Origin of the sequence: Burkholderia sp. A2 (assembly GCF_001729305.1) — a bacterium.
GTDB lineage: Bacteria > Pseudomonadota > Gammaproteobacteria > Burkholderiales > Burkholderiaceae > Burkholderia > Burkholderia sola.
In genome coordinates this window covers 1-25,087 of record NZ_LZXX01000149.1, presented here as the reverse complement: position 1 = coordinate 25,087, position 25,087 = coordinate 1, and the positions used below count along the sequence as shown (strand labels likewise).

The 25,087-nt window shown below is 68.1% G+C and carries 24 protein-coding genes; 17 read left to right on the top strand and 7 right to left on the bottom strand.

Annotated elements, in window-relative coordinates; translation table 11 throughout:
- Positions 1–84: 84 nt before the first annotated feature.
- Positions 85–1,449, bottom strand: a complete 1,365-nt coding sequence (locus A9Z05_RS31710; protein ID WP_050017325.1) for a 2-hydroxycarboxylate transporter family protein — start codon at positions 1,447–1,449, stop codon at positions 85–87.
- Between the two features lie 433 nt (positions 1,450–1,882).
- On the opposite strand from A9Z05_RS31710, the gene A9Z05_RS31705 reads away from it, so the two are divergent.
- From A9Z05_RS31705 to A9Z05_RS35620, 7 genes are read left to right on the top strand one after another with little or no spacing between them, the layout of a single operon-like run.
- On the top strand, positions 1,883–2,722 hold the full coding sequence (locus tag A9Z05_RS31705) for a MetQ/NlpA family ABC transporter substrate-binding protein (protein WP_069621511.1): 840 nt from the start codon (positions 1,883–1,885) through the stop codon (positions 2,720–2,722).
- A gap of 10 nt (positions 2,723–2,732) precedes the next feature.
- Positions 2,733–4,145: an LLM class flavin-dependent oxidoreductase gene (locus tag A9Z05_RS31700; RefSeq protein ID WP_069621510.1), complete on the top strand. Its 1,413-nt coding sequence runs from the start codon at positions 2,733–2,735 to the stop codon at positions 4,143–4,145.
- 18 nt (positions 4,146–4,163) lie between these two features.
- Positions 4,164–5,327: a methionine ABC transporter ATP-binding protein gene (locus A9Z05_RS31695; RefSeq protein ID WP_069621509.1), complete on the top strand. Its 1,164-nt coding sequence runs from the start codon at positions 4,164–4,166 to the stop codon at positions 5,325–5,327.
- Complete coding sequence (locus tag A9Z05_RS31690; RefSeq protein ID WP_050017321.1) at positions 5,320–5,976, top strand: methionine ABC transporter permease; 657 nt, start codon at positions 5,320–5,322, stop codon at positions 5,974–5,976. Before A9Z05_RS31695 ends, A9Z05_RS31690 begins: the two co-directional genes overlap by 8 nt.
- A 51-nt stretch (positions 5,977–6,027) precedes the next feature.
- Positions 6,028–6,870 carry a hypothetical protein gene (locus A9Z05_RS31685; protein ID WP_069621508.1) on the top strand — a complete coding sequence of 281 codons (843 nt, stop codon included), beginning with the start codon at positions 6,028–6,030 and terminating at the stop codon, positions 6,868–6,870.
- On the top strand, positions 6,867–8,078 hold the full coding sequence (locus A9Z05_RS31680) for an acyl-CoA dehydrogenase family protein (protein WP_069621507.1): 1,212 nt from the start codon (positions 6,867–6,869) through the stop codon (positions 8,076–8,078). The genes A9Z05_RS31685 and A9Z05_RS31680 overlap by 4 nt, the downstream gene beginning before the upstream one ends.
- Complete coding sequence (locus A9Z05_RS35620) at positions 8,071–8,286, top strand: GTP-binding protein (RefSeq protein ID WP_256122157.1); 216 nt, start codon at positions 8,071–8,073, stop codon at positions 8,284–8,286. The genes A9Z05_RS31680 and A9Z05_RS35620 overlap by 8 nt, the downstream gene beginning before the upstream one ends.
- Before the next feature lie 47 nt (positions 8,287–8,333).
- On the opposite strand, the gene A9Z05_RS31675 is transcribed toward A9Z05_RS35620, so the two are convergent.
- Positions 8,334–8,798: an Lrp/AsnC family transcriptional regulator gene (locus tag A9Z05_RS31675; RefSeq protein ID WP_006494255.1), complete on the bottom strand. Its 465-nt coding sequence runs from the start codon at positions 8,796–8,798 to the stop codon at positions 8,334–8,336.
- Between the two features lie 168 nt (positions 8,799–8,966).
- Between A9Z05_RS31675 and A9Z05_RS31670 the strand changes: the two genes are divergently transcribed.
- A complete protein-coding gene (locus tag A9Z05_RS31670; protein WP_069621506.1) occupies positions 8,967–9,593 on the top strand; it encodes a LysE family translocator in 627 nt (208 codons plus the stop codon).
- Positions 9,594–9,625: 32 nt separating this feature from the next.
- Here A9Z05_RS31670 and A9Z05_RS31665 read toward each other — a convergent pair whose 3' ends face one another.
- On the bottom strand, positions 9,626–10,474 hold the full coding sequence (locus tag A9Z05_RS31665) for a helix-turn-helix domain-containing protein (protein WP_069621505.1): 849 nt from the start codon (positions 10,472–10,474) through the stop codon (positions 9,626–9,628).
- A 194-nt stretch (positions 10,475–10,668) separates the two neighbouring features.
- Between A9Z05_RS31665 and A9Z05_RS31660 the strand changes: the two genes are divergently transcribed.
- Together A9Z05_RS31660 and A9Z05_RS31655 are read left to right on the top strand one after the other, a co-directional pair.
- The gene (locus tag A9Z05_RS31660) at positions 10,669–11,622 is read left to right on the top strand and encodes a DUF2167 domain-containing protein (protein WP_069621504.1); all 954 of its coding nucleotides are present in this window, start codon (positions 10,669–10,671) and stop codon (positions 11,620–11,622) included.
- Complete coding sequence (locus A9Z05_RS31655) at positions 11,619–12,344, top strand: site-2 protease family protein (RefSeq protein WP_069621503.1); 726 nt, start codon at positions 11,619–11,621, stop codon at positions 12,342–12,344. Before A9Z05_RS31660 ends, A9Z05_RS31655 begins: the two co-directional genes overlap by 4 nt.
- 68 nt (positions 12,345–12,412) lie before the next feature.
- Here A9Z05_RS31655 and A9Z05_RS31650 read toward each other — a convergent pair whose 3' ends face one another.
- The gene (locus A9Z05_RS31650) at positions 12,413–13,819 is read right to left on the bottom strand and encodes an MFS transporter (RefSeq protein ID WP_069621502.1); all 1,407 of its coding nucleotides are present in this window, start codon (positions 13,817–13,819) and stop codon (positions 12,413–12,415) included.
- A gap of 248 nt (positions 13,820–14,067) precedes the next feature.
- Here A9Z05_RS31650 and A9Z05_RS31645 point away from each other — a divergent pair, with 248 nt between their 5' ends.
- Together A9Z05_RS31645 and A9Z05_RS31640 are read left to right on the top strand one after the other, a co-directional pair.
- Entirely contained in the window at positions 14,068–15,645 is a 1,578-nt protein-coding gene (locus A9Z05_RS31645; RefSeq protein WP_069621501.1) for an aldehyde dehydrogenase (NADP(+)), read from the top strand.
- Positions 15,646–15,836: 191 nt separating this feature from the next.
- Positions 15,837–16,391 carry a hypothetical protein gene (locus tag A9Z05_RS31640; RefSeq protein ID WP_069621500.1) on the top strand — a complete coding sequence of 185 codons (555 nt, stop codon included), beginning with the start codon at positions 15,837–15,839 and terminating at the stop codon, positions 16,389–16,391.
- Positions 16,392–16,506: 115 nt separating this feature from the next.
- Here the strand turns inward: A9Z05_RS31640 and kdgD are convergent, their stop codons facing one another.
- Positions 16,507–17,421: a 5-dehydro-4-deoxyglucarate dehydratase gene (gene kdgD / locus A9Z05_RS31635; RefSeq protein ID WP_069621499.1), complete on the bottom strand. Its 915-nt coding sequence runs from the start codon at positions 17,419–17,421 to the stop codon at positions 16,507–16,509.
- A gap of 229 nt (positions 17,422–17,650) precedes the next feature.
- Between kdgD and garD the strand changes: the two genes are divergently transcribed.
- The 4 genes from garD (at position 17,651) to A9Z05_RS31615 (ending at position 20,942) form a co-directional block, all read left to right on the top strand.
- Positions 17,651–19,204 carry a galactarate dehydratase gene (gene garD, locus A9Z05_RS31630; protein WP_069621498.1) on the top strand — a complete coding sequence of 518 codons (1,554 nt, stop codon included), beginning with the start codon at positions 17,651–17,653 and terminating at the stop codon, positions 19,202–19,204.
- Positions 19,205–19,384: 180 nt separating this feature from the next.
- A complete protein-coding gene (locus tag A9Z05_RS31625) occupies positions 19,385–19,777 on the top strand; it encodes a nuclear transport factor 2 family protein (RefSeq protein ID WP_069621497.1) in 393 nt (130 codons plus the stop codon).
- A gap of 79 nt (positions 19,778–19,856) precedes the next feature.
- The gene (locus tag A9Z05_RS31620; protein ID WP_069621496.1) at positions 19,857–20,312 is read left to right on the top strand and encodes an RbsD/FucU family protein; all 456 of its coding nucleotides are present in this window, start codon (positions 19,857–19,859) and stop codon (positions 20,310–20,312) included.
- 192 nt (positions 20,313–20,504) lie between these two features.
- Complete coding sequence (locus tag A9Z05_RS31615; RefSeq protein ID WP_069621495.1) at positions 20,505–20,942, top strand: DoxX family protein; 438 nt, start codon at positions 20,505–20,507, stop codon at positions 20,940–20,942.
- A 107-nt stretch (positions 20,943–21,049) separates the two neighbouring features.
- Here A9Z05_RS31615 and A9Z05_RS31610 read toward each other — a convergent pair whose 3' ends face one another.
- Both A9Z05_RS31610 and A9Z05_RS31605 read right to left on the bottom strand, forming a co-directional pair.
- Positions 21,050–22,360: an MFS transporter gene (locus A9Z05_RS31610; protein WP_069621494.1), complete on the bottom strand. Its 1,311-nt coding sequence runs from the start codon at positions 22,358–22,360 to the stop codon at positions 21,050–21,052.
- A gap of 321 nt (positions 22,361–22,681) precedes the next feature.
- Positions 22,682–23,860 carry a branched-chain amino acid ABC transporter substrate-binding protein gene (locus tag A9Z05_RS31605; RefSeq protein ID WP_249190613.1) on the bottom strand — a complete coding sequence of 393 codons (1,179 nt, stop codon included), beginning with the start codon at positions 23,858–23,860 and terminating at the stop codon, positions 22,682–22,684.
- A 563-nt stretch (positions 23,861–24,423) separates the two neighbouring features.
- Between A9Z05_RS31605 and A9Z05_RS31600 the strand changes: the two genes are divergently transcribed.
- Positions 24,424–25,087 (top strand): AraC family transcriptional regulator (locus A9Z05_RS31600; protein WP_069621737.1); only part of this gene is annotated, 664 nt, incomplete at its 3' end.

Genomic DNA, 25,087 nt, shown 5'->3' with positions numbered 1-25,087 from the left:
CCCGGAACGACGCGCGCCGCGCGCCGGCAGGGCCGGCGGCGGCGCGTGCGAAGCAGCCGGCGCGACGGTGCGCGCGGCCGCGCGTTATCCGAAGTGCGCGACCAGGATCAGCGTCACCGTGACGACGATCGCGCCGCCGATGCGGGTGGCGATCTGCGCGAACGGCATCAGCTGCATCCGGTTCGCGGCGGTCAGGATCGCGACGTCGCCGGTGCCGCCTTGCCCGCTGTGGCAGGCGTTCACGATTGCGGTGTCGATAGGGTACATCTTCAGCAGGCGGCCGACCACGAAACCGGTGCCCATCAGCGTCGCGACGGTCGACACGATCGTGACCACGTTGACGATCGTGAACGCGGCGGTCAGCTTGTCCCACGGCGTCATCGCGACGCCGATCGCGAACAGCAGCGGATACGTGACGGCGGTCGAGAAGAACTTGTAGACGACGAACGCGCCTTCCTGCAGCGGCGGCGACACCGCGCGCGCGAGCTTCACCAGCACCGCGAGGAACAGCATCGCGACCGGCGCGGGCAGGCCGAACAGCTTGTGCGCCATCAGGCCGACGAGATACAGCGTGATCGCGGTGATGCCGGCGCCCGCGATGTGCGTGACGTCGACGTGGCCGCGGATCTCCTCGCTTTGCGGCGCCATGTCGCCGCTTTCGCCGACCTGCAGGCGGCCGTTGCCGGTCAGGTGCGGCAGGCGCTTGCCGAGCATGTCGAGCGCGCCCGACAGGATGATCGCGGTCAGGCTGCCGAGCATCACCGGCGGCAGCACCATCGCGAACATCTCGCCTTGCGGCAGGTGCATCAGTTCCGAATAGCCGATCGACAGCGGAATCGCGCCTTCGCCGACGCCGCCCGCCATGATCGGCACGACGATGTACAGCAGCGTGTGGCGCGCGCCGAGGCCGAGCGCGGTGCCGACCGCCGTGCCGACGATCGCCGCGGCGACCGAACCGGCCGCGAGCGGAATGAAGATCTTCACGAAGCCCTGGATCAGCACGCGGCGGTCCATGCTCAGGATGCTGCCGACGATGATCGACGCGATGAACAGGTACAGGAAGTTGGTCGACTTCGTGAATTCGACCGTCAGGTTCAGCACCGGCTTCGGCAGCACGTGGTAGTACGTGAGCGCCGACGGCACGAAGGTCGCGAAGATCGCCGCCGCGCCGATGTTGCGCAGGAGCGGCAGGCGCTTGCCGAGTTCCGCGCAGGTGAAGCCGAAGAACGCGAGCACGGCGATCGCCATCGAGATTTCGCCGGGCACCTTGCCCGTCACCGCGAAGCCGACGATCAGCCCGAACAGGATCACGTAGACAGGCAGCGGGATGATGCCGATGCGGATTTCCATCAGCTTCCACCAGCCTTCCGGCCAGAAGCGTTCGCGCGTGGCGGGACCGGCTGCGGCAATCGGCTCGGGATGGGACGGGGTATGGATAGAGGTCTGCAAGACGTGTCTCCTGATGTTTGGAATGCCTGCATCGCTTCGCGGCATCGTGTGCCGTCTATTACGCAACCCCCGTGCCAGAATTCCGGCCTGCCGGAATATTTCCAATCCATTGATTCGTAAGGGATTTGTTTCGTCTGCGGAAAGGATTTTCCACGCGGGCTGGCCGAGATTTCGGAATTCCCGCGGCCACGAGGCCGAGATTTCGGCCTCGTGTCGGCCCGGGCGCGTGCCATGCCAGCCGCCCGCCGTACCGCCCGCCATATCGCCGCGCGCGATTTTCTTCGCACAATCGCTTCGTAGACCGCCTTCCCGCCGCTCTCTATCATCGGCTGATCTTTTTCCGATGCGACGACGACTGTCCGGAGAACGCCCGCGCGTTCGCCGCGGCTTCGCTCATCCGTCGATACCGTCTTTGGACAGGAGAGTGGTTCCCATGCTGCATCCCGTGTTTTCCGCCCGCTTTTCCGCCGGCCGAGTGGCCCGCCTCGCCCGCCTGCTGACGGCCGCGCTGCTCGGCGTCGTGCTGCTGAACGGCGCGCGCGCCGACACCGCGCCGCTGAAGGTCGGCATCTCGACCAGCCCGCAGATCGAGGCGCTGAAGATCGCCGCGAAGGAGGCGAAGGAGCAGGGCCTCGACGTGAAGATCGTCGAATTCACCGACTGGAATACGCCGAACGCGGCGCTCGCGAACAAGGACATCGACGTCAACTACTTCCAGCACATCCCGTTTCTCGAAAACGCGAAGAAGCAGGGCGGCTACAACTTCATCTCGATCGCGCCCGGCACGATCATGAAGATCGGCCTCTATTCGAAGAAGGTGAAAAGCTTCGCCGAGCTGAGGGATGGCGCGCGCGTCGCGATCGCGAACGATCCGGTCAACGGCGGGCGCGGGCTGTTGCTGCTGCAGCGCGCGGGGCTCATCACGCTGAAGCCGGGCGCCGACTACCGCGCGACGACGCACGACATCGTCGCCAACCCGAAGCACCTGAAGATCATCCCGCTCGAAGCGTCGCAGCTCGCGCGCTCGCTCGACGACGTCGATCTCGCGCAGGGTTATCCGAGCTTCATCAAGCTGGCCGGCACGACCGACCCGAACAGCGCGCTGCTGTTCGACGGCACCGAGAACAAGAACTTCGCGATCCAGTGGGTCGTGCGGCCGGAGAGCGCGAACGATCCGCGCATCCGCAAGTTCATCTCGATCTACCAGCATTCGCCGGCGGTGCGCCGTGCGCTCGACAACGCGTTCGGCTCGCTGTACGCGATCGCGTGGTGACGGAGGCGGCATGACGACGGCGAACCGCAAGAAGATCCTGCTCAACGCGTTCAACATGAACTGCGTCGGGCACATCAACCACGGGCTGTGGACGCATCCGCGCGACCGCTCCGCGCACTACACCGACCTCGACTACTGGGCCGATCTCGCGAAGACGCTCGAACGCGGCAAGTTCGACGGGATCTTTCTCGCGGACATCGTCGGCGTGTACGACGTGTTCGGCGGCGGGCCCGAGGCCGCACTGCGCGAATCGGTGCAGGTGCCCGTCAACGATCCGCTGCTGCTCGTGCCCGCGATGGCGCAGGTCACGCGGCATCTCGGCTTCGGCGTGACCGCGAACCTGACCTACGAGCCGCCGTACCTGTTCGCGCGCCGCATGTCGACGCTCGATCATCTGACGAAAGGGCGCGTGGGCTGGAACATCGTCACCGGCTACCTCGACAGCGCCGCGCGCGGGATGGGCCTCGCGCAGCAGATCGGCCACGACGACCGCTACGAGCGCGCCGACGATTACATGGACGTCGTCTACAAGCTGTGGGAACAGAGCTGGGACGACGACGCGGTGATCCGCGACACGCAGGCGCGCGTGTTCGCGCAGCCGGGCAAGGTGCGGCGCGTGAAGCACGACGGGCCGTTCTATTCGATCGATGCGATCCATCTGAGCGAACCGTCGCTGCAACGCACGCCGGTGCTGTACCAGGCCGGCTCGTCCGCGCGCGGCGTCGAGTTCGCGGGCCGTCACGCGGAATGCGTGTTCGTGAACGGGCAGAGCAAGGCCGCGGCGCGCGCGGCGGCGCTCGACATCCGCGCGGCCGCCGCGCGGCAGGGGCGCGACCCGGCGTCGATCAAGATCTTTGCCGGTGTGAGCGTCGTGACGGCCGAGACCGAATTGCTCGCCCGCGAGAAGTTCGACGAGTACCGGCGCTACGCAAGCCCCGAAGCAGGCCTCGCGCATTTCGCGAGCTCGACCGGCATCGATTTCGCGAAGTACGGCCTCGACGAGCCGATCTCGTATGTGAAGACCGATTCGATCCAGTCGGCCGTCGACGCGATCTCGCGCAAGAGCACGACCGGCACGTGGACCGTGCGCCGGATGCTCGAACAGATGTCGCTGGGCGGCCGCTATGCGCCGATCGTCGGTTCGCCTTCGCAGGTCGCGGACGAACTGCAGGCATGGATCGACGAGACCGGCATCGACGGCTTCAACCTGACGCGCACCGTGATGCCCGAGTCGTTCGAGGATTTCGTCGACTGGGTCGTGCCCGAGCTGCAGAACCGCGGCGTCTACAAGGAAGACTACGATCCCGCGCCGACGCTGCGCGAGAAGCTGTTCGGCGCAGGCCCGCGCCTGCCCGCCTGGCACACCGGCGCGCAGCACCGGCCGGCGGCCGCCGCCGAACCCGCGCATCCCGCGCATGCCTGAACGTGACGGAGCGAAGCGATGACGCAATTGTTCGATACGCTGGGTTTCATCGAGGCATCGGCCGTGCGCGCCGGCGCCGGCGTCGATGCAACCGCGCATGAGGGAACGGCCGTGCCGGCCGGCGGCGCGGCCGTGTCGCTGGAGCAGGTCGGCAAGGTATTCGCGACGCCGCGCGGCCAGGCCGCCGCGCTGCGCGACGTGACGCTCGACGTGCGGCGCGGCGAGGTGTTCGGCATCATCGGCCGCAGCGGCGCCGGCAAGTCGACGCTGCTACGGCTCCTGAACGGCCTCGAACGGCCGAGTTCGGGCCGCGTGCGCGTGCAGGGCGTCGACGTCGGCGCGCTCGACGAGGATGGCCTCGTCGCGTTGCGGCGCCGCACCGGCATGGTGTTCCAGCATTTCAACCTGCTGTCCGCGAAGACGGTGTTCGAGAACGTCGCGCTGCCGCTGAAGATCGCCGGCGTGCCGAAGGCCGAGCGCGTGCGCAAGGTCGAGGCGCTGCTCGACCTCGTCGGGCTCGCCGCGAAGCGCGACGCGTATCCGGCGAGCCTGTCGGGCGGGCAGAAGCAGCGCGTCGGCATCGCGCGGGCGCTCGTGCACGATCCGGAGGTGCTGCTGTGCGACGAAGCGACGTCGGCGCTCGATCCGGAAACCACGCAATCGATCCTCGCGCTGCTCGCGGACATCAACCGTCGTCTCGGGCTGACGATCGTGCTGATCACGCACGAGATGGAAGTGATCCGCGCGGTGTGCGACACGGTCGCGGTGATCGAACAGGGCGAAGTCGTCGAAGCCGGCCCGGTGTGGCGCGTGTTCGGCGATCCGCGCCACGGCGCGACGCGCGCGCTGCTGAGCACGCTGCAGCACGATCTGCCGGCCGAACTGGCCGCGCGCGTGCGGCCGCTGCCCGAGCAGGCCGCGCTGCCCGACGGCGCGCAGATCGTGCTCGACGTCCGCTACACGGGCGAGAGCGGCGGCGAACCGGACGTCGGCGCGCTTGCGGCGGCGCTCGGCGGCTCCGTGCGGTTCCTGCACGGCGGCATCGAGAGCATCCAGGGGCATGCGCAGGGGCGGCTCGTGATCGCCGCGACGCCGCGTGCGGATGACGCCGGCCCGGTCGCCGCGCTGCTCGAACGCGCGCGCCGCCATGCGAATCACGCGGAGGTGCTCGGCTATGTTTGAGCTCTGGTGGCCCGAATTGCTCGACGCGATCCGCGACACGCTGTCGATGGTCGCCGCGTCGGCCGCGATCGCGGCGCTGATCGGCATCCCGCTCGCGGTGATCCTCGTGACCACCGCGCCCGGCGGCATCTACGCGCGGCGCGGCGTAAACGCGGTGCTCGGCGCGCTCGTCAACGTGTTCCGCTCGACGCCGTTCATCATCCTGCTCGTCGCGCTGCTGCCGTTCACGCGCATCCTGATCGGCACGACGATCGGCGTGTGGGCGGCCGTCGTGCCGCTGTCGATCGCCGCGATCCCGTTCTTCGCGCGCATCGCCGAAGTGAGCCTGCGCGAAGTCGATCGCGGGCTGATCGAGGCCGCGCTCGCGATGGGCGCGAAACGCCGCCACATCGTGTGGCACGTGCTGCTGCCCGAAGCGCTGCCCGGCATGCTCGGCGGCTTCACGATCACCGTCGTCGCGCTGATCGGCTCGACCGCGATGGCGGGCGCCGTCGGCGCGGGCGGCCTCGGCGATCTCGCGATCCGCTATGGCTATCAACGTTTCGACACGACCGTCATGGCGACCGTGATCGTAATCCTGATCGCACTCGTTTCGGCCGTGCAAATCACGGGCGACCGCCTGGTCCGACGCGTGACCCGGCGAACCTGAGCGACGCCACGAGCGTCCGCTCGCTTCATTCCTGATCCTGAGAGAAAAACCATGACCTTGCCCATCGGCGCGCCACGCGAATGGAACGGACAATTCGAGGAAACGCTGTTTCTGGAGGTGGCGCGACGCCATCGTCCGGACTTCCCCGACAAAGCGGCGACGCCGCCGCGCGAGCCGCGCAACGGCGACGAGCTGGCCGCCGTCGCCGACTACTACACGAAGATGGCGTCGCACGACCTGTTCATCGTGCAGGTCGTCGCGAAGGCGATCGACACGCTGTTCCGCGACGATCCGCATTTCCAGCTGATCCTGTCGCGCCAGCTCGGCGACGACGGCGCGCACGCGGTGATCGGGCGTGAGCGCGTGACCGAACTGACGGGGCGCGATCCGCTGCCGGAAGTCGACCGGCTCGTCGCCGCGCACTGGGCGCGCATCGGCGATATCGCGGTGCGCGACGTCGCGGGCTTTCTCGCGTTCGAATGGCATTACGAGCTGCACATCCTCGCGAAGCTGTGGATTCAGCGCAAGACCGGCCGCATCGGCGACGGCGCGATGCGCGAGCACGGCGAGAACCGGATTCGCCCGGACGAGGAATGGCATCGCGTGCAGATCGTCCAGTGGTGGTTCGACACGCTGCAGGCGCTGCCGGCGGCCGAGCGCGACGCGCTGATCGATCGCGTGATCGCGGCCGACGAGGAAACCCAGGCGCGACTCGACGGCTATCTGCACGACGAGTACGCACATACCGCACTGGTATTCGGCGCGGATATCGCCGAATATCGTGCGATCTACGACGACTGGCGGCGCGAGATCCTGTCGCGGCTGACCGGCCGCCAGCTTGGCGCGCTCGTACCGCTGTCGGGCGAAACCGTTGAACAGGAAGCTGTCGCATGAACGATCCACGCGGCCCGGCGACGCTGGCGCCGGATACCGATACACCGGCCGTCGACCGCGCCGCGCTCGCGCGCGCGATCGATGCGCTGCGCGTGAGCGCGGCCGAGCGCGACCGCGCCGGTGGTCACGCCGGGCAGGAGAAGCAGTGGCTCGCCGACGCGGGCCTGCTGACGCTCGCGGTGCCGCGTGCGTTCGGCGGGCAGGAAGCGGCGTGGCCCGCGATCTACGACGTCATCCGGCAGGTCGCGCGGGTCGACAGCGCGCTCGCGCATCTCGTCGGCTTCCAGTGCCTGCAGGTGGTGAGCGTCGACGTGTGGGGCAGCGCCGCGCAGCGCGAGCGCTATCTGCGCGGCACGGTCGACGGGCGCTGGTGGTGGGGCAACGCGGTCAATCCGCTCGACACGCGGCTCGTCGCCACGGCGACGCCCGACGGCGGCTACCGGCTCGACGGCGTGAAGGGTTTCTGTTCCGGCACGCGCGGCTCGCAGCGGATGACTGTGTCCGCGCACGATCCGGCGATCGGCCGCACCGTGTTCGGCGTGGTGCCGACCGATCGGGCCGGAATCACGGTCAACGACGACTGGGATCCGGTCGGCCAGCGTCAGACCGACAGCGGCAGCGTGCGCTTCGACGGCGTGACGCTCGCGCCGGACGAAGTGCTGCACCGTTCCGAGACTGCTCCGACGCCGCGCGCGACGCTGCGCACGCTCGTGTCGCAGCTCGTGCTGACGAACCTGTTCGTCGGCCTGGCGGAAGGCGCGCTGGCCGAGGCGCGCGACTACGTGCGGCAGCATGGCCGCCCGTGGATTCACTCGGGCGTCGAGCGGGCCGAGGACGATCCGTACACGCTGCAGCGCTTCGGCGACATGCGCGTGCGCGCGATCGCCGCGGCGGCGCTGGCCGATCGCGCGGCCAGCGCGTTGCAGCACGCGTGGGCGCGGCAGGATGCGCTGACGGCCGACGAACGCGCCGAAGTCGCGCTCGCGGTATCGGAAGCGAAGATCGTCGCGCAGCGCGCGGCACTCGACAACGGCGAGGCGCTGTTCGACGCATGCGGCGCACGCGCGACGGCCGCGTCGCTGGGCCTCGACCGCTTCTGGCGGAACGCGCGCACGCATACGCTGCATGACCCGCTCGACTACCGGCTGCGCGACGTGGGCCGGTTCGCGCTGACCGCGGAATTGCCGCCGGCGTCGCTCTATACGTAAATACGCAGCGGGGCGGTGCCGGCTCGGCGCCGCGCGCTGGGACGAGCACGTCGGCGATGCACGGCAGGAACTCGTGCTGATCGGCATGGACATGGACGAGCCGGCGTTGCGCGCGCGCTTCGACGCATGTCTGCTGACCGACGCCGAGATGGCCGCCGTCCCCGAACACTGGGCCACATGGGACAACCCGTTTCGCGACTGGGTCTGACGTGAACGCGCGCTGCCCGCATCGATCCGGATGGCGTTCCTCGACACCTAGATCGGCAGCCGCACCGTCTGCTTGATGCGCTTCAGCGGGATCTCGGTTTCGACGTTGCGTACGCCTTCGATCTGCGTGAGCGTCTCCATCTGGAAGCGCTGATAGTCGTCGAGATCCTTCGCGATCACGCGCAGCAGATAGTCGTAGCTGCCGGCCATCAGGTGGCATTCGAGTACTTCGGGGGCCTGCTCCATCTCCCGCGCGAAGCGTTCGACCGTCGTCTTGTCCTGTCGCTCCAGCGTGACGCGGACGAATGCCGTGAAGCGCAACTCGACGGCTGCGGGATTCAGCAGCGCGACGTACGCATCGATCACGCCCTGTTCCTCGAGCAGGTGAACGCGGCGCAGGCATGGCGTGGGCGAGAGCCCGGCCTGTTGCGCGATGTCGGCGTTCGTCTGGTTCGAGTTCTGCTGCAACGCACGGAGGATGCGTCGATCGATCGCGTCCAGTTTGATTGGCATTTTTGGCTATCAATGAAGTTGATATTGGATAATAACGCCAAATTTGACGCTGGAAATAGCCGGGTTTGCATCCAATCTCCACGGGAAATTCCCGATAATCTGACGACTACCCCGGCCCGCAAGCGCGCGATTCCCGCCCGCCGCGGCGCCGCCCTCAGGAGATTCCCGATGCCGCACGTCGCCTGGTTGCCGTTCATGGCCACCTCCCTTCTGATCATCCTGACGCCCGGCCAGGACATGGTGCTCGTGATGTCGCGCACGCTGTCCGGCGGCACGCGCGCAGGCCTCGTGACCGCCGCGGGCGTCAGCGTCGGGCTGCTCGTCCACACGATGCTCGCGACGCTGGGGCTGGGCGCGCTTCTTCAGGCATCCGAATGGCTGTTCACCGCACTGAAGATGATCGGCGCGTTGTACCTGCTGTATCTCGGCATCACGCTGTTGCGTTCGTCGGGCGAATTGACGCTCGCGGGCAGCGGCGCCGCGCCGGAATCGCGGCTCCGGACGTTCGCGCAAGGCGCGCTGTCCAACGTGTCGAATCCGAAGGTCGCGCTTTTCTACCTGGCGTTTCTGCCGCAATTCGTTCCGGCGGGCGCCGCGCACCCGATGTTGTCGCTGTTCGTGCTGGGCGCGACGTTTGCCGGCCTGACGTTTCTCGTCAAGGGGCCGGTTGCGCTGTTCGCCGGCCTGCTGTCGGCGTCGATTCGTCGCAACCCGCGCATCCTGACGCGCATGCATCGCGTCAGCGGCGTGGTCCTGCTGGCGCTCGGCGTGAAGCTCGCGCTCGAACGCCGCTGATCGCGGCCACCGTGCCGGCACGCCTGCCGGCTCTACTCCGCCGGCAACGCCTCCGCCAGCGCCCGCATCGCCTCCACCGTTTCCGGGTTCGCCGGAAAGAACGCCTCGATCGCGAGTTCCGACAGCGTCACGTCGACCGGCGTACCGAATACCGTCGTCGTACTGAAGAACGTCAGCTCGCCGCTCGCCGTGCGTAGCCGCAGCGGCACGGCGATATCCGCGAAATCGGTGCGCGCGTGCGAATCGTCGGGCTGCTCGGCGGGCGCCGGATACGCGGCGAGTTCGTCGCGCAGCGCATGCAGCGTGCGGTCGCCGCTCGCGTCGATCTGCCGCTGCAGCCGATGCAGGATATGCGCGCGCCATTCGTGCCAGTTGACGATCTGCGACGCGAGACCGTCCGGATGCAGGCTCAACCGCAGCACGTTGACGGGCGGCTGCAGCAGCGCCGGATCGGCCTGCGCGACCAGCGCGCCGAGCATCCGGTTCGCCGCGAGCAGCGTCCAGTGGCGGTCCACCGCGAGCGCCGGATAGGGCTCGTGCCCGCGCAGCACGGCTTCGACCGCATGACGCGCGGCATCCAGTTGCGGGTCCGAAAACGGCCGTTCGCGAAACAGCGGCGCGAAGCCGGCCGCGACGAGCAGCGCATTGCGTTCGCGCAGCGGCACGTCGAGGCGTTCGGCGAGATGCAGCACCATCTCGCGGCTCGGCTGCGCGCGGCCCGATTCGACGAAGCTCAGGTGGCGCGCGGACACTTCCGCGTCGAGCGCGAGCGCCATCTGGCTCAGGCGCCGGCGTTGCCGCCACGTGCGCAGCAGCGGGCCGACGCCGGACGCGCGGCCGGCGGACGGAGAGGGCGAATGGAGGGGGGCGGTCGGGTTCATGGCGCAGATGATAGGCAATCCCGCGCGTTTTCGGCATTACCTGCGAGGTAAGCATCGCGCCGCGCCGGTCGCGCGCAGCCGCTGCGTTACCATAGCCCCCGTGCCACCTGAGAGGCGGCGCCGGACCCGCGACGACAACGCATGGGCCGGTCGCCGCGCACATCGACAACAAGGCATTCCAGGGGAATCCAACAATGAAAAAACTTGCCGTCCGGCTCGCCTGCGTGGCGATGCTCGCACTCGCCGCGATCAGCAGCCACGCGCAGACCGAAGCTGCGCAGGTCGAAATGAGGGCCGCCGCCGCGGCCGCCAACGAAGCGGTCGTGAAGGGGCCGACCGACATCGACGTCAAACACGAAGCCGTGCTGAAGCTGAAGGCCGGCGAGTCGTTCGTGCCGGCCGCCGAAGCCGGCCGCTACCTGCGCTCGATGGGCAACGCGATCGACGAATCGAAACTGGTCGGCCTCGTGCTGCCCGACGATCCGGACGCCGACTGGATCTCGGTCGTGTCGTTCGAGCCGAGCGGCTACATCCGCGACGACGACGCGAAGGACTGGAAGCCCGACGAACTGCTGAAAAGCCTGCAGGCCGGCACCGAGGAAAGCAACCCGGCGCGCAAGGAGCGCGGCCTGCCCGAAACCGAGGTGGTCGGCTGGGCGAAGGCGCCCGCGTACGACGCGGCCACGCACCGGCTCGTGTGGTCGGCGATCATCCGCGACAAGGGCGCGGCGCCGAATGCCGCGAACGACGGCGTGAACTACCGGACGCTCGTGCTCGGCCGCGACGGCTACCTGTCGCTGACGATGGCGTCGACGCTCGCCGACCTGCCGAAGTACAAGGCCTCGGCCGACGAACTGCTGTCGAACATCCGCTTCAACGACGGCAAGCGCTATGCCGACTTCAACCAATCGACCGACCACGTCGCCGAGTACGGGCTCGCGGCGCTGATCGTCGGCGTCGGCGCGAAAAAGCTCGGCCTGCTCGCGCTGATCGGCGCGTTCGCGGTGAAGTTCTTCAAGATCGGCGCGGTCGCGCTGCTGGCCGGCGGCGCGGCGCTCAAGCGCTTCTTCGGGCGCAAGCCGAAGGCGGCCGCGGTGCCGGCCGTCGCCGACGCATCCGACGCGGCCGCCACGGAGCGCAAGGAATGACGAAGCTGCTGCTGCTGATCTTCGGCGGCCTGAAGCTCGGCAAGGTGCTCGTATCGGCGGGCACGATGCTCGCGTCGATCGCGGTCTATGCGCTGTTCTACGGCTGGCGTTTCGCGGCCGGTTTCGTCGCCTTGCTGCTGGTGCACGAAGCCGGCCACTACGTCGCCGCGCAGCGGCGCGGGCTCGACGTCGGGCTGCCGACCTTCATCCCGTTCGTCGGCGCGTGGATCCAGTTGAAGGAAATGCCGCACGACGCGGAAACGGAAGCGTACGTCGGGCTCGCCGGGCCGTTCGTCGGCACGCTGGGCGCGCTGGCCTGCTATGCGGCCGCGCGGCACACCGACAGCAGCCTGTTGCTTGCGCTGTCGTACACGGGTTTCTTTCTCAACCTGTTCAACATGATTCCGCTGTCGCCGTTCGACGGCGGGCGGATCACCGCGGTGCTGTCGCCGCGCATCTGGTTCGCGGGCGTGCCGGTGCTGATCGCGCTGTTCGCGTATCGGCCGAGCCCGCTGCTGATCGTGATGGCGATCCTCGCGCTGCCTCAGTTGAAGCGTGCGTGGCGCTACGATCCCGACGCGCCGGAGAACCGCGTGTACTACGCGACGTCGATCGAGACGAAGACGACCTACGCGCTCTGCTACGTCGGCCTGCTCGCGTTCCTCGCGCTGATGACGTCCGGCGTGCACGACATGCTGCGCCTCGTGCACGCGTCGACCTGACGTCGATCCGATGCAAAAAAACGGCGGCCGCTGTTGCGCGGCCGCCGTTCCTTGCGACACATCGAACGTCACGCGTCGCGATGACGCAGTTCGACGCGCTTGATGTCCTTCACGATCACGAGATAGCTGAACACGGTGACGAGCGCGTTCAGCCCGACGAACACCAGTGCGCCGTTGAACGAGCCGCTCGCGCCGACGAGGTAGCCGATCGCGATCGGCGCGACGATGCCCGCCGTGTTGCCGAACATGTTGAACAGGCTGCCCGACAGGCCGATCGCTTCCTTCGGCGCGGTATCCGCGACGACGGCCCAGCCGAGCGAGCCGATCCCCTTGCCGAAGAACGACACGGCCATCAGCATGATGACCAGCGCTTCGCTGTCGACGTAGTTGCAGCCGATGATCGTCATCGACAGCAGCATCCCGCCGACGATCGGAATCTTGCGCGCGAACGTCAGCGATACGCCGCGGCGGATCAGCGCGTCCGACAGCATTCCGCCGAGCACGCCGCCGAGGAACCCGCAGATTGCCGGCAGCGACGTCATGAAGCCGGCCTTCAGCAGCGACATGCCGCGCGCCTGGACGAGGTAGATCGGGAACCACGTGAGGAAGAAGTAGGTGAGCACGTTCACGCAGTACTGGCCGAGGTACACGCCGATCAGCATCCGGTTCGACAGCAGCTGGCGCACGTAGTACCAGCCGGCCACGCGGCTGCCCTCGGAAGCGCCGCCGCCGCCGCCGCTGCCGCCGCTGCCGCTGCCGCGCGCCCCGCCCGTCGACCGCACCAGGCCGCCACCCTGCTCGATATGGTCGAGTTCCGCGCGGTTCACGGCCGGATGGTCGGCCGGGTCCCTCACGAAGCGCAGCCACAGGAACGCGAGCGCGATGCCGGCCAGGCCGAGCCACAGATACACCTGATGCCAGCCGTACGCATGCGTGAGCCAGGCCATCAGCGGCGAGAACACCACGGCCGCGAAGTACTGCGCGGCGTTGAAGATCGCCGACGCGGTGCCGCGCTCGGCGGTCGGGAACCAGCTCGCGACGACCTTCGCGTTCGCCGGAAACGCCGGCGCCTCCGCGATGCCGACCGCGAAGCGCATCGCGAACAGCGCGGCCACCGCGAACGCGGCGCTGCCGCCGACGCCGATCGCGCTCTGCAGCAGCGTGAACGCCGACCACAGGAAGATGCTCGCCGCATACACGCGCCGCGCGCCGAAGCGGTCGAGCAGCCAGCCGCTCGGCAGTTGCGCGAGCACGTACGCCCAACTGAACGCCGAGAAGATGTAGCCCATCGTCACCGGGTCGATGCCGAACGCCTTGCGGATCGGCGTGCCGGTGATCGACAGCGTCGCGCGGTCCGCATAGTTGAGCGTCGTGACGACGAACAGCATCGCCAGGATCCAGTAGCGCACCGCAGTTCGGCGCGCGGTGCGCGCGAGATCGAGCGGAAGATCGCGAGGGGAGGACTGATTGCTCATTTTAAACATACGTCGTCGTATGACATGAGCGAAAGTGTATTGACAATGCCCGGACTCAGAAACCTCGGGTTTTCCCTTTGAGGTCGGCCTCACAATATGGGAACGTCGGGATTTACTGGCCCGGACAACGCTTGCCGGTGTATCGTCCGCGCCCTCGCAGACGGCGAGAATGACCCCATGCCGTCGGCAGACATCGTATCTGTTGCGTTACAATGAGCCATCCATTCCCGAACCACGGAGCACACCCCATGCAACTGACAGGAGAGATGCTGATCGGCGCCGAAGCGGTGGCCGGCTCGGCAGGCACCTTGCACGCATTCGATCCGACGAAGGGCGCGCCGATCGAGGCCCCGGCGTTCGGCGTCGCGACGCAGGCCGACGTCGATCGCGCGTGCGAACTCGCCCGCGACGCGTTCGATGCGTACCGCACGCAACCGCTCGCGGCCCGCGCGGCGTTCCTCGAAGCGATCGCCGATGAGATCGTCGCGCTCGGCGATGCGCTGATCGACCGCGCGCACGCCGAAACGGGGCTGCCCGTCGCGCGGCTGCAGGGCGAGCGCGGCCGCACCGTCGGCCAGCTCCGGTTGTTCGCGCGCGTGGTGCGCGACGGGCGCTTCCTCGCCGCGTCGATCGATCCCGCGCAGCCGGCGCGCACGCCGCTGCCGCGTTCCGACCTGCGGCTGCAGAAAGTCGCGCTCGGGCCCGTCGCCGTGTTCGGCGCAAGCAATTTCCCGCTCGCGTTCTCGGTGGCCGGCGGCGATACCGCGTCGGCGCTCGCGGCCGGTTGCCCGGTGATCGTGAAGGCGCACGAGGCGCACCTCGGCACGTCGGAACTGGTCGGCCGCGCGATTCGCGCCGCGGTCGAGAAAACCGGCATGCCGGCCGGCGTGTTCTCGCTGCTGGTCGGTCCCGGCCGCGTGACCGGCGCGGCGCTGGTCAGCCATCCGGCGATCCAGGCCGTCGGTTTCACCGGTTCGCGGCAGGGCGGGATGGCGCTCGTGCAACTCGCGAACGCGCGCCCGCAGCCGATTCCCGTCTATGCGGAAATGAGCAGCATCAACCCGGTCGTGCTGTTCCCGGCCGCGCTGGCCGCGCGTGGCGACGCGATCGCGACGGGCTTCGTCGATTCGCTGACGCTCGGCGTCGGCCAGTTCTGTACCAATCCGGGCCTCGTGCTCGCGATCGACGGCCCCGATCTCGACCGTTTCGAAACGGTCGCCGCGCAGGCGCTCGCGAAGAAGCCGGCCGGCGTGATGCTCACGCCCGGCATCGCCGATGCGTACCGCAATGGCCGCGGCAAGCTGGCCGAACTGCCGGGCGTGCGCGAAATCGGCGCGGGCGAGGCCGCGCAGACCGACTGCCAGGCGGGCGGCGCGCTGTACGAAGTCGGCGCGCAGGCATTCCTGGGCGAGCCGGCGTTCAGCCACGAGGTATTCGGGCCGGCGTCGCTGATCGTGCGCTGCCGCGATCTCGACGAAGTCGCGCGCGTGCTCGACGCGCTCGAAGGCCAGTTGACGGCCACGCTGCAAATCGACGCCGACGACAAGCCGCTCGCGCGCCGGCTGCTGCCGATCCTCGAGCGCAAGGCCGGGCGGCTGCTGGTCAACGGTTACCCGACCGGCGTCGAGGTGTGCGATGCGATGGTGCACGGCGGGCCGTTCCCCGCGACGTCGAACCCGGCCGTCACGTCGGTCGGCGCGACCGCGATCGAGCGCTTCCTGCGGCCGGTGTGCTATCAGGATTTCCCGGACGACCTGCTGCCCGAAGGGCTGAGGGAAGGCAATCCGCTCGCGATTCCGCGGCTGCGGGACGGCAAGGCGGAGTGACGTGGCGGCGGCCCGGCGGCGAGCGCCGGGCTGCTTGCCGGATGGGCGAAAGCAGAGGCGGCCGGTGGCCGTCTCCGCTTTTTTCGCGGTGGCTTTCCTGTTGCCCGCGTTTCTCCTACAGTAGCGAAGCCGCGGGCCGTCCGGCCCGCAGGCGAGCCTGAGAGATCACAAGACCAACAAGGAACCATCCGATGACTATCAGCAAGCGTGGCGACCACCTGTTCGCGGCCGGGTTGTGGAAAACGATCGGCGACGTCGCGAAATCGGTCCGTACCCAGATCGGCGAAACCAGCGAAGGGCGTGTGCTGGCCGACGCGCTGTTCGCGCTGCAGCGCGAGCTGGGCGGCAGCGAATTCGATGTGACGATCAACCAGGGGCGGCCCGTCGCGGGCTCCGATCCGCATTCGTTGATCTTCGGCAGGGCCGTCGAGCGCTTCAAGTACGACATGGAGGCGGTGGTGTTCGCGCTGAAGCATCGCCGCAGCATCGACGGGCCGAACGGCGCGCAGCGCGCCGACGCGCTCACGCAGGCCAACACGCATCTCGCGACCGCGAAGCAGTACGCGATGTTTACCGTCGGGCGCTTCTTCGATGCGGTCGTCGATCGCGACGTGCTGGAACAGATCGTGGGCGCCGAGTCGCCGTCGCGCGGCCGGCCGCTCGCGGCGCGCAAGGGGATCGACGAGACGCAGCGCACGCTCGCGAGCGTGCGGCAGCGGATCATCGGCGCGATCGCGCAGATGTAATGCGATGGCCGCGCCGGCTCCTCGAGCCGCGCGGCCATCGCGTGATACGGATACAGACGCGTGGGCAGCCGGCGCGCCGTGCCGATGAAGGCGCCGCGCCGCCGGCGAACCCGGCTTACTGCGGGCCCATCTTCTTGATCAGCACGTCGAGCTCCGCCGCTTCTTCGTCGGTCAGGTCGACGAGCGGTGCGCGCACCGGGCCCGCGTCGTGGCCGACGAGCTTCGCGCCCGCCTTCACGATGCTGACCGCGTAGCCGGCGCGGCGATTGCGGATCTTCAGGTACGGCAGGAAGAACTCGTCGATCAGGCGGCCGACCGTCGCGTGGTCGTCCTTCGCGATCGCTTCGTAGAATGCCATCGCCGTCTTCGGGATGAAGTTGAACACGGCCGACGAGTACACCGGCACGCCGAGCGCCTTGTACGCGGCCGCATAGACTTCAGCCGTCGGCAGGCCGCCGAGGTACGCGAAGCGATCGCCGAGGCGGCGGCGGATCGTGACCATGCTTTCGATCTCACCGACGCCGTCCTTGAAGCCGATCAGGTTCGGGCAACGGTCGGCGAGGCGCTCGAGCATGTCCGCATTCAGCTTCGAATTCGCGCGGTTGTACACCACGACGCCGATCTTCAGCGCGCGGCACACCTGCTCGACGTGCTCGGCGATCCCTTCCTGGCTCGCTTCGGTCAGGTAGTGCGGCATCAGCAGCACGCCGCTCGCGCCGAGGCGCTCGGCTTCCTGCGCATATTCGATCGCGACGCGCGTCGCGCCGCCCGCGCCGGCGAGGATCGGCACCTTGCCCTTGCAGGTTTCCGTCGCGACGCGGATCACGTCCGAATACTCGCGCTGCGTGAGCGAGAAGAATTCGCCGGTGCCGCCGGCCGCGAACAATGCGCTCGCGCCATACGGCGCCAGCCATTCGAGGCGCTCGGCGTAGGTGGTCGGACGGAAGCTGCCGTCCGCGTCGAAATCCGTCAGCGGAAACGACAGCAGGCCGTGGGAGATGATCTGTTTGAGTTCTTGCGGTGAAGTCATGGTTGAGGTCGTCCGTCTAGCGCGAGTGCTGGTTCGTCGGGAACGGCATACGAGCCGAATTGGCGATGTCGTTGTATGTCATCGTACAACGCAAGCATGAGCGGCGCAAGCGGTTTGCTGGCGGGTCAAGGGTAGGGTCTTTCCGGATAAGGGTTTACGTAGCATCATCAATTGAGGTTGAATGTCGTATGATGACTAACGATATCGCAGACAGGCTCCAGGAATTCCGATGACTGCTTCCCCGCTCTACATCCGCGTGCATCCGGACGACAACGTCGCGATCGTCGTCAACGACGGCGGTTTGCCCGAAGGCGCGACGTTCGCCGACGGGCTGACGCTGTGCGAAGGCGTGCCGCAGGGGCACAAGGTCGCGCTCGTCGATCTCGCGGCCGGCGATCCGGTCATTCGCTACAACGTGGTGATCGGCTATGCGCTGACCGACCTGCGGCGCGGCAGCTGGGTCAACGAGCGCACGATGCGCATGCCCGAGCCGCCGGGGCTCGACGACCTGCCGCTCGCCACGCGCGCCGCGCCGCCGCTCGAGCCGCTCGACGGCTATACGTTCGAGGGCTTCCGCAATGCGGACGGCTCGGTCGGCACGCGCAACATCCTCGCGATCACGACGACCGTGCAGTGCGTGTCGGGCGTCGTCGAGCACGCGGTGAAGCGGATCAAGGACGAGCTGCTGCCGCGCTACCCGAACGTCGACGACGTGGTCGGGCTCGAACATACGTACGGCTGCGGGGTTGCGATCGATGCACCCGACGCCGATATCCCGATCCGCACGCTGCGCAACATCAGCCTGAATCCGAACTTCGGCGGCGAGGTGATGACCGTGAGCCTCGGCTGCGAGAAGCTGCAGCCCGAGCGCCTGCTGCCGCCGGGCGCGATTCCGGTGGCGGCCGACGGCGCGACCGGCAACGGCGGCGTCGTGTGCCTGCAGGACGCCGCGCACGTCGGCTTCAATTCGATGATCGACTCGATCATGAAGATGGCCGAATCGCATCTGGAGCGGCTCAACCGCCGCCGCCGCGAGACGTGCCCCGCGTCGGATCTCGTCGTCGGCGTGCAGTGCGGCGGCAGCGACGCGTTCTCGGGGCTCACCGCGAACCCGGCCGTCGGCTTCGCGGCCGACCTGCTCGTGCGCGCGGGCGCGACGATCATGTTCTCCGAGGTGACCGAAGTGCGCGACGGCGTCGCGCAGCTCACGTCGCGTGCGGCGAACGAAGAAGTGGCCCGCGAGATCATCCGCGAGATGGACTGGTACGACCGCTACCTGCAGCGCGGCCGCGTCGACCGCAGTGCGAACACGACGCCCGGCAACAAGAAGGGCGGCCTGTCGAACATCGTCGAGAAGGCGATGGGGTCGATCGTGAAGTCGGGCAGCGCGCCGATCGCCGGCGTCGTGCGCCCCGGCGATCGCGCGCGGCAGAAGGGGCTGCTGTACGCGGCGACACCCGCGAGCGATTTCATCTGCGGCACGCTACAGCTCGCGGCGGGGATGAACCTGCATATTTTCACGACCGGCCGCGGCACGCCGTACGGGCTCGCGCAGGTGCCGGTGATCAAGGTCGCGACGCGCAGCGATCTCGCGCGCCGCTGGCATGACCTGATGGATCTCGATGCGGGGCAGATCGCGACCGGCGCGGCGACGATCGAGGACACGGGCTGGGCGCTGTTCCGGCTGATGCTCGACGTCGCGAGCGGCAAGCGCCGCACGTGGGCCGAGCAATGGAAGCTCGCGAATGCGCTGACGCTGTTCAATCCGGCGCCGGTGACCTGACGCGTGCGGTGGTTGCGGCAAGACGATGCGGGTGCCTTCGGGCGCCCGTTTTCTTGTGGGATGGCGCACGCGATTTCCTTACCTCGTACGTAATCGACCGCCCGCGCGGCCCCGGCGACGATAGCGACACGCGGACCCGAAACGTCCGCGACATCGTCCACCGATACAAGGAGCCTCGCCATGAACACCGCTCAATCCGCTTCGTCCGTTCACGCCGACCTGATCGACCGCTACTTCGACGCCTGGAACGAATCCGACGCCGCGCGCCGCCGCGAACTGATCGACGCGACGTACGCAAGCGACGCAGCCTATCGCGATCCGCTGATGACCGGCGACGGCCACGCGGGCATCGACACGATGATCGCGGCCGTGCAGCAACGCTTTCCCGCCTATCGCTTTCGCCGCACGACCGACGTCGACGGGTTCGGCCCGCACCTGCGGTTCTCGTGGGCGCTCGTGTCGCCCGACGGCACGGCGATCGTGAAGGGCTCGGACTTCGGCATCGTCGACGCGTCGGGCCGCCTCGCGTCGGTCACGGGTTTCATCGACGAAATGCCGGCCGCGGCGTCGTGACGCGAACGATGCATGCACCACGGCCGCCGGGATCGGGTAACGTTATGCGATTCGTTCCCCACCCCGGAGACCCACCGACATGCTGAAGAACCTCGACCCGCTGCTGCACGCCGACATCCTGCACACGCTGCGCGCGATGGGCCACGGTGACGAAATCGCGATCTGCGATGCGAACTTCCCCGCGGAATCCGTCGCGGAGCACACGGTGGTCGGCCGCGCACTGCGCGTCGACGGCGCCGATTCGGCGCGCGTCGTGCGCGCGGTGCTGTCGGTGCTGCCGCTCGACACGTTCGTCGACACACCCGCGTGGCGGATGGAAGTCGTCGGCGACGCGGCGGCGGTACCGCCCGTGCAGCGCGAAGTGCAGGCCGAGATCGACCGCGCGGAAGGGCGCCCGGTGCCGCTGGCCGGCGTCGAACGTTTCGCGTTCTACGAGCGTGCGCAGCAGACGTATGCGGTGATCGTCACCGGCGAAACGCGCGGTTACGGCTGCTTCATCTTCAAGAAAGGCGTGCTGTTGAGCGACGCGGGCTAAACGCGTTTTTCAGCGCGCCGGGCCGCCGGCGCGGCCGCCGCAGTGTAAAGATTTGCTACAACCTTTTTCTTGGACACCGCGGAAAGACCCTCTATGCTGGCCCATTTGCCGCGCGCCCTTCCGGGTCGCGCGGCGCCGAACCGCCCGGGCGCGCCCCGCGCGGGCGGCCGAATTGCATACGAGGAGAGAGGCATGACGCGTACCGTCGATTCCGGCGTCATTTTTTTCGCACGCCTGGCGCTGGCGGCGTTGTTCTTGTGGGGCGGCATCATGAAGCTGCTCGGCTACAGCGATTTCGTCGCGTATCTGCACGGAATGAACGTGCCCTATCAACAGATCGTCGCGCCGATCGTCGTCGCGATCGAGGGGCTGGGCGGCCTGCTGCTGATCGTCGGCTACAAGGTCCGGCCGCTCGCGTTGCTGATGGCGGTCTATACGATCGCGACCGCGATGGTCGGGCACAATTTCTGGGACGCGACGAACGCCGCCGTCCAGCACGACATGGTGATTCACTTCTGGAAGAACGTCGCGATCGCTGGCGGGTTCCTGCTGCTGTTCGTCACGGGCGCCGGCGGCGCGAGCATCGACGCGCTGCGCCGGCCGAGTTCGTCGTACGGCGTGCTGCGTTGAGCTAAGCCAATTCTCGGCGCTACGCCGACGCAAGACAAAAGGGCCGAATCCCGCACGCCGCGGGATTCGGCCCTTCGTTCATCCGGCCGGCGCGTGCGCGCCGACATTCAACGTGCGTCCTTCGCGTCCTTCGCATCCTTCGAGAACTGCACGGCGATCGCGCCGAGCACGCAGATCGCCGCGACGTACACGACCGGCGCGAGCGGATTCGACTTCATCATCAGCGACACGATCACCGGCGTGAGCCCGCCGAAGATCGCATACGCGACGTTGTACGAGAACGAGATGCCCGAGAAGCGCACGACGGCCGGGAAGCTCTTGACCATCACGAACGGCACCGCGCCGATCGTGCCGACCATGAAGCCCGCGATCCCGTAGTAGAGCGGCAGCGTCGACGCATCGGCCGCAACCTGCACGAACAGCAGGTAGTAGCACGCGGCCAGCCCGATACCGCCGATGCCGAGCACGCGCTTCGCGCCGATCCAGCCCGCGAGCGAACCCGCGGTGATGCAGCCGGCCGTCAGGCACAGCGTCGCGACGCTGTTCGCGAACAGCGTCGTCGCGGGCGTCAGGTGGAACTGTTTCTGCAGCAGCGCGGGCGTCATCAGGATCACGACGACGATCGCGGCCGACAGCATCCACGTAAGCAGCATCGACACGATCACCGCGCGGCCGTGGTCGCGCAGCACGGCCTTCAGCGGAATCTCGGCCGCGAGCGCCTTCTTCGCCTTCATCTCGGCGAACACCGGCGTTTCATGCAGCCAGCGGCGCAGGTACACGGAGAACAGCCCGAACACGCCGCCGAGCAGGAACGGGATGCGCCATGCGAACGCCCCGACTTCGGCCGTCGAGTAGCGGCTGTTGATGCCGGCCGCGACGAGCGAGCCGAGCAGGATGCCGGCCGTGAGGCCCGCGGTCAGCGTGCCGCAGGCATAGCCGATGTGGCGCGACGGCACGTGCTCGGACACGAACACCCATGCGCCCGGCACTTCGCCGCCGACCGCCGCGCCTTGCAGCACGCGGAACAGCAGCAGCAACACCGGCGCGAGGATGCCGATCGTGTCGTAGGTCGGCAGCAGGCCCATCAACAGCGTCGGCACCGACATCATCAGCACGCTCAGCGTGAACATCCGCTTGCGGCCGAACAGGTCGCCGAAGTGCGCCATGATCACGCCGCCGAGCGGGCGCGCGAGATAGCCGGCCGCGAAGATGCCGAACGTCTGCAACTGGCGCAGCCAGTCCGGAATGTCGTGCGGGAAGAAGAGCTGCCCTATCGCCGGCGCGAAGAACACGAAGATGATGAAGTCGTAGAACTCGAGGGCGCCGCCAAGTGCGGCGAGGCCAAGGGTCTTGTAGTCGCTGCGCGTGAGCGCGCGTTCGGCGGCGCGAGGCACGCCGCTCAATTCGGAAGCTTGCATGGTCAGGACGATCGGTTTTTGAATGTAGTTGTCGGTGCTGCGTCTCCAGGGCCCGCTTTTCGGCATGGACTGACAAGGCGCGGCTTGCGTCGTCGAAGCGCGCCGCGTGCCGGGTGAGGCGCGCAACACGCGCCGCCGCACCGGGATGGGGCACGGCGGAGACGAAGCGTCGAAGCGGGTGGGGGGATTCTACAGGAGCGCGAAATGCCTGCGCGCGGGCGCGCGCCGGGAGCGGCTTCGGACCATGCAGCCGAAGCGCGCGACGCGGGCGGCCGGTGAGCCGCGGGCGCGCCGCGCGGGGCCGCGGCCGCGTATCGGTTATCAGTTGCCGGCGATCGTGTCGACCGGTTTGAACGCGCCGCGCTCGACCTTGTAGATCGTCACCGGCGCATCCTTCAGGTCGCCCTTTGCGTCGTACGCGATGCTGGGCGCCGACACGCCCTTGATCGACACCTTGCCGAGATACGGCGTGTACACCTTCGGATCGGTCGAGTTCGCGTCCTTCATCGCGGTGAGCAGCGCGATCGTGCCGTCGTACGAATACGGCGAGTACGTGATCACGTCTTCGTTGAAGCGCGCCTTGTAGCGTGCCGCGTAGCCGGAGAAGCCCGGCATCTTTTCCTTCGGCAGCCCGCCCATGTAGACGATCGCGCCTTCGGCCGCGTCGCCGCCGACCTTCAGGAACGTCGGCGAGCGCGACATCTCGCCCGTCACGAACGCCGACTTCATCCCGAGCTGGCGCATCTTGCGGATCATCGGCGACGATTGCGCGTCGCCGCCGCCGTAGAAGACCGCGTCCGGATTCACGCCCTTCAGGTTGGTCAGGATCGCCGAGAAATCGAGCGCCTTGTCGTTCGTGAAGTCGCGCTTGACGATCGTACCGCCGGCCGCTTCGACGGCCTTCGCGAATTCGTCGGCGATGCCCTGGCCGTAGGCCGTGCGGTCGTCGATGATCGCGATGCGCTTGAAGCGCAGCGTCTTCACCGCATACGTGCCGACGATGCGGCCCGCCTGCGCGTCGCTCGTCAGCAACCGGTAAGTCGTCTTGTAGCCGCGCGCCGTGTATTGCGGCGACGTCGCCATCGAGATCTGCGGCAGCCCCGCGCGATCGTACAGGTCGGACGCGGGAATGCTGGTGCCCGAGTTGAAGTGGCCGATGATCCCGCGGACGTTGTCGTCGATCAGCCGCTGCGCGACGGTCGTGCCGGTGCGCGGGTCGGCCTGGTCGTCCTGCGCGTCGAGCTGGAACGTGACGGGCTTGCCGCCGATCGTCGGATGCGTCGCGTTGAAATCGGCGATCGCGAGCTGCACGCCCTTCTGCATGTCCGTGCCGTAATTCGACTGCGGGCCGGTCAGCGGTGCGGCGAAACCGATCTTGACGACGTCGGCGGCGACGGCGTGCGCGCCCGACAGTGCGCAGGCGGCGGCCAGCGCGACGTGCGATACCTTCAGCTTCACTTTCACTTCCCCTTGATGGCGTGGTTGGGGCGCCGCGCGCATGCGGGCGGCGCCGGTAAACCGGGCGAGACGGTTCGGTCGGCAGGCCGATGCGCAGGCCATGCACGCGCGTCACATGCCGCGCGCGCTGTGCCGGAATCGGCGTGTGCGACAGCGGATGCGGCGGGCCGTGCGTGCCGATTGCGGCAGCGACGGGAGGTCGTCTCGTGACCGTGAAACGAAGTCTAGATAGCGAAAATGCGGGCGTCTTGCGCGTTCGGTGCGCGGCCGGCGACGATATCGGCATATCGTCGATTACCCTGATATATGCCGAAATCGTCATGGCGAATGCGCAAACCCGCCAAGACGCGGGCCGTCGGCATTTTTAGGATGACGGATTCGGGTGGGTGGTGCCGGCGTGCGACGCGCTGCGCCGGCTGCGACGAAGGCGAACGGCTGCTGGCCCGCACGTCATTGCATTGGTTGCGTGCACAACCAGCGTTGCCCGCGATCGGGGCGCGCGATGCCGCCGGCCACCGTCTTGCCCGCCCCGCATTCGATGCGACGCGATCGAAGGGGCGCTCCTATAATCGACGCCATCTGCCACTCGCTTCGCGGTTGCCGGGATGACGACCTTGCTTGCCGTACCGCCCATGAGCCTGTCCGACACGTTGCGCTACCAGCCCGACAACGCCGATTTCGGCGCGATGCTCGCGCATTTTCGCCTGCTCGAACCGGTGTTCGATGCGCTGCCGGACGTCGCGTTCTTCGTGAAGGATGCGAGTGGCCGCTACGCGATCGTCAATCGCACGCTGGCAATGCGCTGCGGCTACAAGGACAAGGGCGACCTGCTCGGCAAGACGGCCGACGAGGTGTTTCCGCGCCGCTTCGGCCGCAGCTATTTCGAGCAGGACATGGCGACGATCAACGCCGGCCAGCAGTTGATGGACCAGCTCGAGCTGCACCTGTATCCGGGCCGCCAGCCGGGCTGGTGCCTGACCTGCAAGGAGCCGCTGCGCGACGCCGCGGGCCGGGTGGTCGGTCTCGCGGGCATCTCGCGCGACCTGAAGGCGCACGAGGGATCGCACCCGGCGTACAGCCGCCTCGCCGACGTGGTCCAGCACATCCAGGATCACTACGTGCAGCCGCTGAACCTGAAGCACCTCGCGCAGATGGCGGGGATGTCGGTCGCGCAACTCGAGCGCTACTTCCACAAGGTGTTTCACCTGACGCCGCGCCAGGTGCTGCTGAAGACGCGGCTCGACGCGGCCACCGCGCTGCTCGTCACGC